Source organism: Kitasatospora sp. NPDC058406 (assembly GCF_042722765.1).
Lineage (GTDB): Bacteria > Actinomycetota > Actinomycetes > Streptomycetales > Streptomycetaceae > Kitasatospora.
Window position 1 is genome coordinate 1 of record NZ_JBHXKE010000018.1, and the last position, 14,938, is coordinate 14,938.

Here is a 14,938-nt window from a genome sequence, read left to right on the forward strand (position 1 = left end):
GCGGCTGGCCGGGCCGCGGGCGGCGGACAGCGGTGCGCGTCGGGCGCCGTCCCGTCAGACGCGGTCGGCGGCGATCAGGACGTACTGGAAGGAGCCGTCCCGATACGAGTTGATGAACGCCTCCTCGATGCCCGTGACCAGCGAGGACGCGGTGGCCCGCAGCTCCCAGTAGGGCAGGGTCGCCGGGGTCAGGTCGATGACGGCGGCGGGCACCAGCCGGTTGTCGGCCATGGCCCGCAGGTACTCGCGGCGGGAGTGGATGTTGCACTCGAAGTGCGCGTTGATCTGCGACACGTACTTCGACGGCTGGCCGTAGATGGGGTTCCAGCAGCCCGTGATGGTCACGTACCGGCCGCCCACCGACAGGATGCGGGAGTGCTCGGCGAAGAGGTCGTGCAGGTCGACGTACATGCTGGACTCGTTGTTCCAGGACGAGCGGACCGAGCCGGTGTCGAACGGCGTGGCCAGCATGTTGCAGACCCGGGCGCGGACCGAGTCGTCGATGCCCAGCTCCCGGGCGCGGCGGTTGCCGAAGTCGGCCTGCTTGGCGGAGAGCGTGACGCCCTCGACCTTGGCCCCGAAGCGCTGGTGGGCCATCACCATGGAGCCGCCGCGGCCGCAGCCGGCGTCGACGAGCGTGTCGCCGGCCGTGACGTCGCCGAGGTGGTCCAGGAGGACGCCGGTCTGTGCGGACTCCAGCCGGTGCAGTTCGGCGATCACCTTCTTCTCGCGCTCGCTGTCACCCGGCTCGCCCAGCGCGGAGTGGTCGACGTCGCCGATGCCGTAGTGGTGGTGGTAGAGGCCGTCGACGTCGCCGAGGCGCAGGTTGACGGGCCGTGCCTCATGGTCCCAGTAGCGGGCGATGTCGCCCTGGTAGGGGGTGGCCGGCCCGGGGACGGTGGCGGCGCCGTTCAAGGGGGCGGACCCGTTCAGGGGGGTGATGTCGGTCGTGGTCATCGGTCATCTCCTCGCTTACCAGAAATCAGGCAGGCTGTAGCGGTAGGTGTTGGTCTGGTGCCAGTTGTGGTTGCCGTCGACCCAGACGGCGACGCCGCGCAGGAAGCGCACCACGGTCGGTACCGGGCAGGCGGCGGCCAGGGCGGCCGCCTCCGCCTCGAAGGCGTGCATGAGCTCGTTGTGGACCTCGACGCCCTTCAGGTAGGCGTCCCGCTCGGAGACGCCCTCGCGCTCGGCGATCACCACGGGCAGGTTGAGGTGCCGGCCGGGGCTGGCGAGCTCCTTGGTGTAGGAGTACAGGTCGTTGACGATCGTGGTGGCGTTGGAGGCCAGCGCGATGACCCGTTGCAGGGCGGGCTGGGCGTGGAGGTCCGACGGCAGTTCGTAGCCACCGACCGTGTCCGTGATGGTGGGGCAGGGGCGGAAGTTGTTGAACTGGCGCATCGCCAGGTACTCCCACACCTCGGGGACGTACTCGGTCTCCGACCAGGCGGCCTCGGCGAGGTAGCCGAGGTGGAGGCGGGCCATGTCGTGCCGGAACCGGTCCGCCTGGGCGGGGGTGGCCGTGCGGGTGAAGTAGTCCATCGCGGAGCGGTACGCGCGCCGGGGGGCGTCCGACCCGAGGGACTCCGCCCAGTCCGGCCCGTAGGCCTGCGTGGTGTGGAGCGGGTCGAGCGCGGTGTGGGCGAGCAGGAGCCGCCCACCGAGGCCGACCGGCGAACCGCCGTGGTCCTCGCAGTAGTAGTCGTCGACGGCGTTCTCGGCGGCCATCAGCCGCGTCGCGATCATCAGGTGGTCGACGGTCGGGGCGTCGGGGTGGCAGGTGACCATGTAGCGGCCGAGCGTGAAGCCGTCGAACTGGTCCTCCCACTCCGGCGGGTAGAGCTGGACCTCGTCCTCCGCCCAGGCCTTGATCCGGCGGCTGACCTCCGCCACCCGCTCGGGGTCGGGCTCCGGCACCGGGTGCCAGTACAGGCCGGGGATCGGGTCGCCGGTCTTCGGCGGGCCCGCCTCGGGCGCCGGGCGTGACGTTTCGCCAGCGTCCGAACCGGATGCCTCGGCCACCTCCGGCGCCTCGTCGCGCGGCGCGAAGTGCAGGCCCGCCGTGCCCAGCCCGCTGGGACCGCGAAGGATCCGGTCCAGGGCCACGGAACTCACGACCGCACCGCTTCCGTCCGGACGTGCTCCGGCACGCCTCGCTCGGCCACGGTCCGAGCGTCCTCCGGTACGCGCCGCGCGGCGGCGGGGACGAACCGCGCGCGCCACGGCGTCCGCGGCGTCTCCGGCCTGGTGCCCAGGGGCATGGGGGAGCCTCCCTCCGAGAAGGAACTACAGGGGATGACGGATCGTCATATAACCCGGCGGGAACGGGATCTCCGCAAGCGGACCCGTCTCGCTCGCTTCCCAACGGTAGGCGGGGTGGCAGGTCTGGAACGAGCCGAACGATCTTCTACACCCGATCGGGTGAACGTATCCACCTACCGTGTTTGAAGCGCACCGGCGGGGAATCGTCGACCGTCCGACCTCCCTCCGCCCGGGGCCGGAACGGCTTCCCCGCACGCCAGGGCACCCTCCCCCACCTGTCGGCGGATCCGGCCGACCACACGAACCCGCGCCGATCCCCCGGATCCGAAACCCGCCACCGCCCGGACACGGGCGCCACGCACGGCATCACCCCCGGCCGAAATCGATCCCACGTTCGGTAGAGATCACGTCAGTTCGATTCCCGGCAGCCTCCCCCGGGCGACCGTCCGGGCGGTGGACAGGGCCGGTGGACGGGGCCGGTGGGCAGGGCCGGTGAACGAGCCGGCGGGTCCGCCGGGATGCGGGCGCGACAGCCGACCGGGGTACAACTTCCCTGCGGTGCGGTCTCCTTCCGGCGGCGTATGCGGGTACCTCCGGGGGCCGAGGAGCGGGTCCTCAGTCAGGGCGACGATCCGGTGGCGAGCAGCCGGGAGGCTGAGGTCGGGGCGGACGCGGTTCGCCCACAACCGAGGAGAAACCGTGAAACGTCGCCTGGCCTACGTCGTGGCCGCAGCGGCCTGTCTCGTCCTGGCCGCGCCCGCGGCCCCCGCGCTCGCTTCGGCGGCGGGCGCCCCGTCCACGGCCGAAGCGGCCGAACCCACCGAGTCCACCGAGTCCACGGCGACCGCCGACGCGGCCGAGGGCGAGGACGGCCGGTCCGACCGGTCCGCCGCCCGGCAGCGCCGGCAGGCCCTGGCGGCGCTGACCTCCGCCGGAGCGGTCTCCGCGATCGCCGAGATCCGCGACCGCGGCGGGGTCTGGCGGGGCGCCTCGGGGGTGTCCGACCTCGCGACCGGCGCGCCCGTACGCGGCGACGGGCGCTTCCGGGCGGGCAGCGTGACCAAGGTCTTCGTCGCCACCACCGTGCTGCAACTGGTCGGCGAGCGCCGCATCGGTCTGGACGACGCCGTGGAGAAGCACCTGCCGGGCCTCGTGCCGAACGGCGCGAACGTCACGGTGCGCCAGCTGCTGAACCACACGTCGGGGCTCTGGGATCCGACCAACGAGAGCGGCGGCATCTTCCCCGAACTGTTCGACCCTGCGGTGTTCCGCGCCTGGTTCGCCGACGGCGGGCTACAGCGCACCGTCACCGCCCGCCAGTTGGTCGCGGCCTCCGCCGCCCACGCGCCGTACTTCGCACCGGGCGCCGAGTGGCGGTACTCCAACACCAACTACGCGCTGCTCGGCCTCCTGATCGAGAAGGCCACCGGGCGCGAGTACGGCCAGGAGATCACCCGGCGCGTCCTGCGGCCGCTCGGGATGGACGACAGCTCGTTCCCCGGCAGCGCGAGCGCGATCCCCGGCCCGCACGCCCACGGGTACTGGACGATCGTCGACGAGGCGGGGCCGGTCCGCACGACGTACGTGGACGTCACCGAGCACAACCCCACCTGGGCCGGCGCCGCGGGGGCGCTGATTTCCAGCACCGACGACCTGGTCCGCTTCGAACGAGCTCTGCTCAGGGGACAGTTGCTGCCCGCTTGGCTGATGCGAGAGATGACGGCCGCGGTGCCGACCGAGCCCGGCGGGCACCAGCTCGACTACGGCCTCGGCCTGGCGCGATACCAGCTCTCGTGCGGACCGGTGCTCGGGCACAACGGCGGCATCTTCGGCTACGACACCCAGCTCTGGGGCACCGCCGACCGCCAGGTCGCGCTCTCGTACACCGGCCGCGGCGACGAGCAGGACGAGGCCGCCCAGATCACGGCGATGCGGGCGTTCCTCGAAACGGCTTTTTGCGGCGGCCGCTGAACGGTCGGTCCGGACGGCGGCGGTATGACTTATCGTCCACGCGGCTGACGGGGAACGGGGAGGCGGCCGGAAGTCCACCGGCGGCCTGCGGACGTTGTCGGCGAGGTCCTGGGCGGCGCCTGCGGCGCGGCGGGCGCGTCGATCGCGGCCCAGGAACTCCGGTCGACAGGTGAGCGAGACTCACCACCGCAGGCGCGCCGGACATGGCCGTCGCCGGGGCCTGTCCCGGCGACGGGCTACCGCAGGCGCGTGTCCCGGGCCAGCGAGTCGATGAGCTCCTCGACGCTCCGCTCGGGCAGGCCCCGGGACACGAACCACGCGCCGACGTTGCGCACATCCCGCTCCAGGAACGACAGGCCGCGCGGGTTCGCGATGACGTCCACGACCTGCGGGACGTCGATGATCACCAACTGGCCCTGACGAACCAGGATGTTGTAGGCCGACAGGTCCCCGTGCGCGTAGCCGTCGGCCGCCAGCAGCGACAGGCTGCGGCCGAGCTGCCGCCAAAGATCCCCGATGTCGGCCTCCTCCGAGCGGAGTTGGGCGAGCCGGGGCGCCGCGGTGCCGTCCGCGGTCCCGACGAACTCCATCAGGATCTCGGTCCCGGTGATCTGCACCGGGTAGGGCACGGCCACCCCCGCCGTCCAGAGCCGGCAGAGCGCCGAGAACTCGGCCGCCGCCCACTGGCCGGCGATGGCCTCCTTGCCGAACGCGGTGCGCTTGGCCATCGCCCGGGAGATCCTGGACTCCTTGTGCTGGCGTCCCTCCAGGTAGCCGGAGTCGCGGTGGAACATCCGGTGCTGGGAGTCCCGGTAGCGCTTGGCCGCCATCAGGGTGCGCCGCCCGGTGCCCGGGACACCGCGCTCCAGCAGGAAGACGTCGGCCTCCTTGCCCGTCTTGACGATCCCGAGCTCGGTGTCCACGGCCGCGAGTTCGGTCACCACCCAGGCGGGCCGCGGCTCGGGCCCCTTCTCGGTGGGGGTGGACCGGTCCCAGGTGGACCAGCGGTCGCCCTCCGCCGGACCGTCGGCGGAGGGCGAGGACAGGAGGGCGGACTCGTAGAGGCCCTCGGAGGTGCCGGCCGTCCCGGCGGGGAAGTACTCGGGCTCGAAACCGTCGAACCCGTCCAACCCCTCGGACCGGCGGCCGCGCCGGGACCCGCCCCTGGGACGGATACGGGAGAAGGAATCACTGTCGGAATAACGCTCGCGCACTGCGGTGGCTCCTGAGGAGATGACCCACCGGGGCGCGACCGATGCGACGCGCTGTCAGCCGGTGGGGAGAAGACGTACGAGGGGGGCGTATGGCGCGCGCACGAAGGCGCGCCGCATCACGGCGGCAACCATCCGGACACACCTCCTCGTCATCGACTCCTCGCACCGCATCGGCGAGGACACCCAGAACCTAAGCCGCTGCCTCCCCCGGCGCAACCCGTTTATCTCCCCCTCCCACCGGGGCCGGTCCCCATCCGCCGGCCGCCGGAGGCGCTCCCTCAGCGGTGCTCGGGGTTCTCGAAGTCGAAGCGGCAGCCGGCGTCCCACTCGGAACGCTGGTTGCCGTGGGCGGGGATGCCGCCGGCGTCCTTGAGCATCCTCGCCACGTGGAGGAGGTTCCAGGTCATGAAGGTGGTGTTGCGGTTGGTGAAGTCGTTGTCGGGGCCGCCCGAGCCGGGGTCGAGGTAGGACGGGCCGGGGCCCGCCTCGCCGACCCAGCCGGCGTCGGCCTGCGGCGGGACGGTGTAGCCGAGGTGCTGGAGGGAGTAGAGGACGTTCATCGCGCAGTGCTTGGCGCCGTCCTCGTTGCCGGTGATCAGGCAGCCGCCGACGCGGCCGTAGTAGGCGTACTGGCCCTCCGCGTTGAGGACGGAGGAACAGGCGTAGAGGCGTTCGACGACCTTCTTCATGACCGAGGAGTTGTCACCGAGCCAGACCGGGCCGGCCAGGACGAGGATGTCGGCGGCCATCACCTGGCTGTAGAGGACGGGCCAGTCGTCGGTCTCCCAGCCGTGCTCGGTCATGTCGGGCCAGACACCGGTGGCGATGTCGTGGTCCACGGCCCGCAGGACGTCGACCTGGACGCCCTGGCGCTGCATGATCCCGGCGCTGAGGTCGATCAGGCCCTGGGTGTGGCTGCGTTCGGGTGAACGCTTGAGGGTGCAGTTGATCACCAGGGCGCGCAGGTCGTCGTAGGCGGCGGGCGGCGAGGACATCGGCGGCCTTTCCACGGCGGACGGTCACCCACCAGTCCACCCCGGCCCCCGTGGCCGCGCCCGCCGGGCTGCGCCGACCGGGCTGCCGGGCACCCGGGCCCGTACCGGTGGGCGGGGGACGCCGGTCCCGGCCGGGCCGGCAGGACCACCCTCGGGGACGACGACGCCCGCCCCTGCGCGCGTCACCATCGTTCCGTCCCCTCCCCTCGGCCCGGACGACAGCGACAGCGACAGCGACAGCAGAAGGAGAGCGCCCATGGCCCCGAACGCCTCCCCCGGTACTTCCGGTACTTCCGGTACTCACGCCTCGCCCACCGCCCCCGTCTCCCCCGCGCGTCCCGCGCACCCGCGCCGGGTCGCCGTCGTCGGCGCCGGGATGGTCGGGCTGGCCACCGCCTGGTTCCTCCAGGAGCACGGCGTCGAGGTCACCGTCCTCGACCGCGAGGACGTCTGCGCGGGCGCGTCCCGGGGGAACGCCGGGTGGCTGACGCCGGGGCTGGCGTCCCCGCTGCCGGAACCGGCGGTCCTGCGCTTCGGGCTGCGCGCGCTGTTCGACCCGGCCTCCCCGGTGTACGTGCCCCCGAGCACCGACCCCGGGCTGCTGCGGTTCCTCGCCGGGTTCGTCCGGCACAGCACACCCGGTCGGTGGCGGCGCGGGATGGCGGCGCTGGTCCCGCTGAACCGGCTGGCGCTGCCGGCCTTCGACCTCCTGGCGGCGGGCGGGGTCGCGGCACGGACGCTCCCGGCGGCCTCGTTCCTCGCCGCGTTCCGGACGGCCGCTGAACGGCGGGGTCTGGTCACGGAGTTGCACCACCTGCGGGTCGCGGGCCAGCCGGTGGAGCACGAGGTGCTGGACGGCGGGCAGGCCCGGGCGGTGGAGCCGGCGCTCTCGGAGCGGATCGGCGCGGCGGTGCTGCTGCAGGGCCAGCGGTACCTGGACCCGGGCCGATTCGTGCACGCCCTGGCCGAGGCCGTGCGCGGACGCGGCGGGACGATCCTGCCGGGCACCGCCGTCGGGGCGCTCCGGGACCGGGGCGGGCGGGTCGAGCTGTTCACCGGAGACGGGGACGCCGAGGACTTCGACGCGGTGGTGCTGGCGGGCGGCGTCCACCTCGGGGACCTGGCACGCCGGTTCGGCGTGCGGTCGGTCGTCCAGGCGGGTCGCGGCTACAGCTTCGACGTGGCGGTGCGCCGGCCCCCGGCCGGGCCGGTGTACTTCCCGGCGCAGCGGGTGGCCTGCACGCCGTTGGGCGACCGGTTGAGGGTGGCCGGGATGATGGAGTTCCGCCGGCCGGGCGCACCGCTCGACGGCCGCCGGGTCCGGGCGGTCGCGGAGGCGGCGCGACCGCTGCTGGAGGGGGCCGATCTGGACGACCGCCGGAACGTGTGGGTCGGCTCGCGGCCGTGCACGCCGGACGGGCTGCCGCTGGTCGGCGCCACCCGCTCGCCCCGGGTGTTCGTGGCGGGCGGGCACGGGATGTGGGGGGTGACGCTGGGCCCGGCCACCGGACGGCTGCTCGCCGAGGCGGTCGCCACGGGGCGTCCCCCGGCCGTGCTGGCACCGTTCGACCCGCTGCGCTGAGCCGTCGGCGTGCGCGTGGGAGGTCGGTGTCAGACGTCGCCGTCCGGCTGCTCCACCGGCGGCAGGACGGGGGTGAGCAGCATCCGTCCGGCGGGGGCGGTGGTGCCGGTGACGGCGGTCAGCGTGGCGTCGTACACCGGGCGGAGGTTGCGCTGGTGCCAGAGGGCCTCGGTGGTGGCCCAGGCCGCGTCCCGGGCGCGGGCGACGGAGAAGCTGGCGACGAGGTGCTTCAGGGGCTCGGCGGCGCGGGTGTCGGCCTTGCCGATCTGCACCTCGAAGGAGGCCCGCACCTCGGCCTCGACCTGGGTGAGCAGTTCGTTGACCTTGAGGTAGTCGGCATGGACGGGCGGGGTGTCGGGCGTGGTGCGGCACTCGATGCAGGTGGTCACGACGGCGAGCGCGAGGTCGTGGTTGATGTGGGCGTTCATCCCGGCGAACGCGAACTGGATCGGCCAGACCACCCGGTCGGCGCGGCCCTCGAACAACGGCTGCCAGGCGGCGTTGACCGGGCGCCCGGTCTCGGCGGCGTCCACGGCGTCGAAGTAGAGGTTGGCGAAGTCGACGTCGAGGTGTTCGACGAACGCCCGGTCCTGGAAGGAGCCGGCAGTCAACCGTTCGCCGACGAGTTCGGTGACGCGCAGGTACATCCGGTTGAAGCAGGCGACGCCGTCCCGCGGGTCCAGCCGGGCCTTGGTCGCGCGCATCCGCTCGATGACCTCGTCGACGCTCTGCGCGGCCCTGGCCCGTGGCTGGGTCATGGGGTTCCCTTCCGTAGCGGTCTCCGGCGGACGGTCGGCCCACCGGCTGCCACGTATACACACCGGGCACCGCCCCCGGGCCCGCGCGCCGCCCGGACACACCGCCCCCGGTCACCCGAACCGCCGTACGGCCGCGTCGCCTCCCGTCACCCGGCGGGTGCGGCCGCTCCGGGAGCGCGGTCGACGGCCGACGTGCGGAAGGTCTCGGCCACCGCGATGTTGGCGACCGTCACGCCCGCCATGACTCCCGCCGCGACGGGGTGCCCCACCGCCCAGAGAGCGGCGGCGCCGCCGCCGAGCACCACCGCCTTGACCGCGAGGACGAGCGGAAGCCCCGGCCGCAGCCGTGCCCGGGGGGCGGCGAACAGCGCCCAGAGCGCGATGCCCGCCAGCGGCGCCCCGACCCCGAGCAGGATCCGCAGGACGCCCTCGTGGCCTGCGCCGAACCCCCACCAGCCCAGCGAGCCCAAGGCGGCGAGTTCGATCAGGAAGGCCAGAACCTCGTTGGCGGCGTACCAGGGCCGTGCACCGGGCCCGGCCTCACCGACGTTGTCCCCCGCCACGCGCGCCTCCTCTGTATCGGTGGCCCCAGCATGACACCGGGCCCGGTGCGGCGGGCAGGGTGGCCACCGCTTCTCGCGGCGACGGGGCGCAGCGACACCGCGTGGAACGCGGCGGGGCGGTGCGGAGGGGCGACGTGTCGGCGCCCACGGGCTCGGCCGCGATCCGTCGGATCGGCCTCCGGTGGAAGGCCGCGGGCCGCCACCGGACGCGGCCCGGGCCGGGGAGCACGTGGCTCCCCGGCCCGGGCCGGTCAGTCGCGCCGTACGGGCTACGGCTTGGCCGCGCCCGCGGTCGCGCCCGCTCCTGCGGCCGTTCCCGCACCCGTTCCCGCACCGGCCGTCGTGCCCGACACCGGGCCCGCCTTCGCCGAGACGGCGACGTAGTCGACCCGCATCGGGTGGCCGGGTTCCGTCGCCGGGCCGGGGGTGCCGCCGAAGGCGGCGGGGAGGTTGCCGCCGACGGCGACGTTCAGGATCAGGAACAGCCCGTGGTTGACGGCCCTGTCCCAGGTCGCGCGGTCCATCTGCGCGGCCGCCACCCGGTGGAACTCGCGGCCGTCGAGGTACCAGCGGACCTGTTCGGCGCCGGCCGTGAGGTCGACCTCGACCGCGTACCGGTGGAAGCCGGTGCGGCAGTCCGCGCCGCACGGCTGGTCGCCCGAGCCGAGGCCCCGGGGTTCCTGGCAGGGTCCCCCGTCGAGGACACCGCAGTGCATCGTGCCGAAGACCGTGTCCCGGCCGTTGACCTGCTCCATCACGTCCAGCTCGCCGATGGCCGGCCAGCCGGTGTACCCGTTGCGCAGGTCGGCGCCGAGGGTCCAGAACGCGGGCCAGTACCCGGCGGCGGCGGGGCCGGTGACGTCGGGCAGGGCGAGCGAGGCCTCGATCCGCAGCACTCCGCCGGGCGGCGGCGCGAAGTCGGCGCGACGGGACTCGATCCGGCCCGAGGACCACCGGCCGTTCGCGTCCCGGGTGGGCACGATCTCCAGCGCGCCCTTGCCGTCGAGGCGCACGTTGTCGGTCGAGTCGGTCATCGTCTCGATCTCGCCGGTGCCCCACTGCGGGGCCGGGCAGCCGGGGTAGCAGGTGCCCAGGTCGTACTGCCAGTTGGCGGTGTCGGGGCGGCTGCCGGCCTGGCCGTCGAAGTCGTCCCGGAGCAGGTGGGTCCATCCGTCCGGACCCACCGGGCCCACCGGGGTGCCCGGGCCGCCGGACCCGCCGGGAGCGGCGCCCCTGGCGGGCAGTGCGCCCGCCTCGACCAGCAGCCGCTCCAGTCGCGGAGTCAGGACGACCGCCGCGACGTTGGTCAGGTGCGTGTCGTCCCGGTAGAGCAGGATGCGCTCCAGGACGGCCGGGCAACTCCGCCCGTTGCCGGGGCAGATGACCGAGTTGACCTCGACCGACTGCACGCCGGGCAGCCGGCCGGCGGCGATCTCGTCGGCCAGCGGGTCGGCCCACAGGGCCCGGTCGCGGGAGAACTCGCAGGTGGCCGGGTCGTCGGTGTGGCCGGAGATGCAGGCCGGGACGTCGGTCCCGGGGATCGGGGTGTCGCGCAGGTAGACGATCGGCACGCCCAGCTCGCGCAGCGGCGTCAGGGTCTTCTCCCAGCCCCGGAGGAGGAGTTGACGGTCGTCGGTGTAGCGGTTGAGGGTCGAGACGACGATCAGCCGGGGCTTGGGGCCCTCCTTGAGCCGGGCCAGGGCGTTGTCCCGCCAGGTGTCGCACTCCCGGTAGGGGCGACCCAACTGCGGGTTGATCACGTCGAGTTCCGGGAGCGGGCAGCCCTGCTTGACCAACTCCTCCAGCGCCCAGCGCCGTTCGGCGGCCATGGCGAGCAGCGCGGAGAACCACTGGCCGGCGTGCGAGTCGCCGAGCAGCACGATCCGGTCCGGGCTGTCCACCACGCCGAACCGGCAGTCGGGGCTGGTGGTGGCGGCCGGCGCCACCTCGCACTCGCCGTCCGGCGGGAAGTCCTTGCGGGCCTGGACGGCGTCCGGGACCACCGCCGGGCCGCCCTTCGGCGGGGCGGCGGTGCGCACCAGCAACGAGGTGCCGTCGGGCGAGCCGGGCGGCAGGCCCTGGAGGTCGACGGGAGAGGCGGGGCCGAGCAGGCGCAGCGTCCCGGTGCCGACGACCAGCGCCAGCATCACCGGGACGACGACCGCGGTGAGCCCCAACGAGAGCCCCCGGCGCGGGAGTTCGGAGACGGTCCGGCTGCGGCGGAGCGGCCGTTCGACCCAGCGCATGACGGCGGCGGCGGGCAGCGCGGCGGCGGCGGTGAGCGCCACCTTGACGGGCCAGCCGAGGGCGCCGAACTGCGCGCCGGCGAGGACCAGGACCGGCCAGTGCCAGAGGTAGAGGTTGTAGGAGAGCCGGCCGAGGGCACGCGGCACGCGGGTGCCGAGCACCCGGTCCACGCCGAGGACGGCGGTGGCACCGGCCCGGTCGGGCGTCCCCGCCAGGATCACGGCGGCGGTGCCGAGGGTCGGGACGAGCGCGGCGACGCCCGGGTACGGGGTGGTGTGGTCGTACGCGAGCACGCAGCCGACGACGGCCAGCGCACCGCCCCACCCGACGAGCAGGCGCAGCGACCGCGGCCCGCGCAGCAGGTGCCAGGGCAGCAGGGCGAGCAGGGCGCCGACCCCGAACTGCCAGACGCGGGAGGGCGTGCCGAGGTAGGCGAGCGAGACGGAGTCCTGCGTCCAGTGCAGCGAGAGCGCGAAGGAGCCGACGGTCAGGACGGCCGCGATCACGGCCGCCACGGGCCGGACCGACCGGCCGCGGCCGTCGGGGCGGCCCTTGCGGACCACCCGGAGCACCAGGTAGCAGGTGAGCGCGAGCAGCGGCCCCCAGAAGAGGTAGAACTGCTCCTCGACGGCGAGCGACCAGAAGTGCAGCAGCGGGCTCTCGTCGCGGCCGGCCGCCAGGTAGTCGGTCTGCTGGGCGACGAACCGCCAGTTGGCGACGGAGAGCGCCGCCGCGAGGACGTCGTGCTCCAGGTCGGCTCGGCGCAGCGGGACGGTGAGCCAGGCGCCGACCAGCGCGACCGCGGCGAGCACGATGGCGGCGGACGGCAGCAGGCGCCGGGCCCGGCGGGAGAAGAACTCCCCGAGCCGGATGCGGCCGTTGGTGACGGCCTCGCGCACCAGCAGGCCGGTGATCAGGTAGCCGGAGATGACCAGGAAGACGTCAACGCCGACGAAGCCGCCGGCCAGGCCGGGGACGGAGGCGTGGAAGGCGAGGACGGCGAGGACCGCGACCGCGCGCAGGCCCTCGATGTCGGGCCGGAAGCCCGGCCGGGGCGCCGGGCCCGGGGCATCGGAACCCCGGGAGACGGCGCCCCGGGAGACGGCCCCCGGGGCTCCGGCGCCGCCGGGCGGCGGGCCGGGAATGGTGTAGGCATCCGGACGGAGTTCCGGAACCGCGGGCGTTTCCATGGGTGGTGACGACCTTTCAACCCAGCCAGGGCAGCATCGGGCGGACCCAGCCGGAGGCGAGCAGAGCGGTGAGCACGAGCGTGGCGGTGGCGGCCAGCCCCTCCGGCCAGCGCCGGGGGAGCATGCCGAAGCGGCTCGTGGGTGCGGACGACGCACTGCTTCGGGCGTCCCCCCTGATCTCGCCCACCAGGTCCCGGATCAGCGGTACGCCGATCTGCGCCTGGACCGCGAGGTACAGGCCGAGGCCCCAGTTGGGTTCCCATCCGTAGTGGGCGACGGCCAGGGCGAGCCCGGCCGCGCCGGCGCCGAGCGAGGCGATCAGCCAGGCCAGCGAGACCAGCACGACCTGCCTGGCCAGCCCGCCGGGCTTGGCCTTGCCCGCGCCGGTGGGCACCCAGGCGGCGCTGCGGCCGCGCAGGGTGTGCCAGAACGCGGCGCCGGCGGCGGCGCTCATCAGCACGTTGGAGCGGATCACCTCGATCCGCCAGCGGGTGCGGCTGACCCTGGGCAGCAGGACGTGCCAGAGCCAGAGCGGCGCGAGCATCGGCAGGACGTGCCAGGGCCGGATCTGGTCCGGGTACCAGAACATCATCACCAGCGGCGGCAGTGGCGCGACGAAGATGTTCACGGCGGCGGCGAGGTAGCCGACGATGCCCTCGTAGAAGCAGAGCCGCATCCGCCAGGGTGCGCCGATCCGCTTGAGTTCGGGCGAGCCGAGCAGGTGCAGGTTGCCCATCGCCCAGCGGTACTGCTGGTTGACGAAGGAGGCGAGGTTGTCGGGCGAGGTGCCCTTGGCGACCAGCACCGGCACGTAGAGCGTGCGGTAGCCCTTGGCGTACAGGCCGAGGCCGGTGAAGAGGTCCTCGCTGTGGTCGAGCCGGGCGAAGCCGCCGGCCGCGTCGATGGCGGCGCGCCGGTAGACGGCGTTGCTGCCGCAGCAGATGGCGGCGTCGCTGGCGTCCCGGGACGGCTGGATCCAGCGGAAGAACCACTCCTGCGCGGCGCCGGCGGAGCGCTGGATCCACCCCATCGTCTCGTCGGTGTCGAAGCACTGCGGGCTCTGGACGATGCCGGTCCGCGGGTCCGCGAAGTACGGGACGAGGTGGCGCAGGAAGTCGGGCCTGGGCGCGAAGTCCGCGTCCAGGATCGCGATGAACTCCGCCTTGCTGAGCGTGAGCGCGTGGTTGAGGTTGCCGGCCTTCTTGAGGTGGCCCCGGTCGGGGCGCACCACGTACTCGTAGCCGTGGGCGGCGGCGAGCGCGGCCACCTCGGGCCGGTCGCCGTCGTCGAGCACCCAGACGGTCAGCGCGCCGGGCCAGTCGACCGCGGAGACCGCCCGGTAGGCGTTCTCCAGGATGTCCAACGGCTCACCGCAGGTGGGCAGGTAGAGGTCGACGGTGGGCAGTTCGTCCGGGTCCCAGGCGTGCACGAGGACTTCGTGCGACTGCCGGGTGAGCCGGCGGCTGCGCAGGCTGTTGAAGGAGGAGAGCACCAGCGCCACCACGTTCAGCGCCAGTACCGCGAGGAAGATCCAGAGTGCGGGCGTCCGCAGCGCGAACGTGAACATCGTCCCGGCCGTGAAGACGAACGCGGCCGAGGTGGCGACCAGCACCCAACGGCGCTGTGGTCCGAAGTACCAGTAGAGCTCCTGATCCGAAGGAGGTTGAGGAAGGTGCCCGACGGGCTCGGTAAGCCCCGTCCGAACAGGCGGAATCTCTTGGACAGTCATATGGCCCCCACAGCCGTGTTTCTGACAGCTCCACGGTCACAGTACCCCATTGGTATAGACCATTCGCCCACTCGTCCGACGGCCGGACCTCACCCCTGCCCCACTAGACCGACCAGCCCACCCCCGCCCGTAAAGCAGCAGGCCACAGTAGGGTTAACAGTCCTCCAACATCCCTGCGGACACACCCTCGAAGGGCCGTTCGGGCAGGCCGGAAACCGCCCCACGCGCCTCTCGCGGCCCCCTGCGACACACGATTGCCACAGACGCGGAACGCGTGTACACGGACACCGGACGGGCGCGGACCCACGGCCCGGACGGGGCGGGGCAGGCGGGGGCCCCGGCGGGGCGGCGAACGACAGTGGGGCGGGGCGCCGCGGAAACCGAGCCCCCCCACAGGGGGGGGTAGGGGGGGTAAATGCACGCGCGC

9 protein-coding genes and 1 pseudogene are annotated in these 14,938 nt (G+C 73.7%); 2 read left to right on the top strand and 8 right to left on the bottom strand.

Annotated elements, in window-relative coordinates; translation table 11 throughout:
• Nucleotides 1–54: 54 nt before the first annotated feature.
• Nucleotides 55–957, bottom strand: coding sequence for a geranyl diphosphate 2-C-methyltransferase (locus ACFWOG_RS05845; protein ID WP_329950926.1), 903 nt, complete (start codon nucleotides 955–957; stop codon nucleotides 55–57).
• 15 nt (nucleotides 958–972) lie between these two features.
• Nucleotides 973–2,094: pseudogene (locus tag ACFWOG_RS05850) on the bottom strand (family 2 encapsulin nanocompartment cargo protein terpene cyclase); the annotation flags it as partial.
• An 867-nt stretch (nucleotides 2,095–2,961) separates the two neighbouring features.
• Here ACFWOG_RS05850 and ACFWOG_RS05855 point away from each other — a divergent pair.
• Nucleotides 2,962–4,233 carry a serine hydrolase domain-containing protein gene (locus tag ACFWOG_RS05855; protein WP_380355192.1) on the top strand — a complete coding sequence of 424 codons (1,272 nt, stop codon included), beginning with the start codon at nucleotides 2,962–2,964 and terminating at the stop codon, nucleotides 4,231–4,233.
• A gap of 236 nt (nucleotides 4,234–4,469) precedes the next feature.
• Here the strand turns inward: ACFWOG_RS05855 and ACFWOG_RS05860 are convergent, their stop codons facing one another.
• Both ACFWOG_RS05860 and ACFWOG_RS05865 read right to left on the bottom strand, forming a co-directional pair.
• Nucleotides 4,470–5,363, bottom strand: a complete 894-nt coding sequence (locus tag ACFWOG_RS05860; protein WP_380355194.1) for a serine protein kinase RIO — start codon at nucleotides 5,361–5,363, stop codon at nucleotides 4,470–4,472.
• Between the two features lie 362 nt (nucleotides 5,364–5,725).
• A complete protein-coding gene (locus ACFWOG_RS05865; RefSeq protein WP_380355197.1) occupies nucleotides 5,726–6,442 on the bottom strand; it encodes a flavodoxin family protein in 717 nt (238 codons plus the stop codon).
• 256 nt (nucleotides 6,443–6,698) lie between these two features.
• Here ACFWOG_RS05865 and ACFWOG_RS05870 point away from each other — a divergent pair, with 256 nt between their 5' ends.
• Nucleotides 6,699–8,024, top strand: coding sequence for an NAD(P)/FAD-dependent oxidoreductase (locus ACFWOG_RS05870; RefSeq protein WP_380355199.1), 1,326 nt, complete (start codon nucleotides 6,699–6,701; stop codon nucleotides 8,022–8,024).
• Between the two features lie 29 nt (nucleotides 8,025–8,053).
• Here ACFWOG_RS05870 and ACFWOG_RS05875 read toward each other — a convergent pair whose 3' ends face one another.
• The 4 genes from ACFWOG_RS05875 to ACFWOG_RS05890 form a co-directional block, all read right to left on the bottom strand.
• Nucleotides 8,054–8,782 (bottom strand): DUF5995 family protein, encoded by a 729-nt coding sequence (locus ACFWOG_RS05875; protein ID WP_329950930.1) that lies wholly within the window; start codon nucleotides 8,780–8,782, stop codon nucleotides 8,054–8,056.
• A gap of 146 nt (nucleotides 8,783–8,928) precedes the next feature.
• Complete coding sequence (locus ACFWOG_RS05880) at nucleotides 8,929–9,345, bottom strand: YrdB family protein (protein WP_380355202.1); 417 nt, start codon at nucleotides 9,343–9,345, stop codon at nucleotides 8,929–8,931.
• 269 nt (nucleotides 9,346–9,614) lie between these two features.
• Entirely contained in the window at nucleotides 9,615–12,782 is a 3,168-nt protein-coding gene (locus tag ACFWOG_RS05885; protein WP_329950932.1) for an acyltransferase family protein, read from the bottom strand.
• A gap of 16 nt (nucleotides 12,783–12,798) precedes the next feature.
• A complete protein-coding gene (locus ACFWOG_RS05890) occupies nucleotides 12,799–14,511 on the bottom strand; it encodes a cellulose synthase catalytic subunit (protein WP_329950933.1) in 1,713 nt (570 codons plus the stop codon).
• Nucleotides 14,512–14,938 lie beyond the last annotated feature (427 nt).

What these genes read in the sequence shown, in the direction of transcription:
- ACFWOG_RS05845 (WP_329950926.1), bottom strand. Translation starts at nt 957, where the DNA reads ATGACCACGACCGACATCACCCCCCTGAACGGGTCCGCCCCCTTGAAC.
- ACFWOG_RS05890 (WP_329950933.1), bottom strand. Translation starts at nt 14,511, where the DNA reads ATGACTGTCCAAGAGATTCCGCCTGTTCGGACGGGGCTTACCGAGCCC.
- ACFWOG_RS05870 (WP_380355199.1), top strand. Translation starts at nt 6,699, where the DNA reads ATGGCCCCGAACGCCTCCCCCGGTACTTCCGGTACTTCCGGTACTCAC.
- ACFWOG_RS05875 (WP_329950930.1), bottom strand. Translation starts at nt 8,782, where the DNA reads ATGACCCAGCCACGGGCCAGGGCCGCGCAGAGCGTCGACGAGGTCATC.
- ACFWOG_RS05865 (WP_380355197.1), bottom strand. Translation starts at nt 6,442, where the DNA reads ATGTCCTCGCCGCCCGCCGCCTACGACGACCTGCGCGCCCTGGTGATC.
- ACFWOG_RS05885 (WP_329950932.1), bottom strand. Translation starts at nt 12,782, where the DNA reads ATGGAAACGCCCGCGGTTCCGGAACTCCGTCCGGATGCCTACACCATT.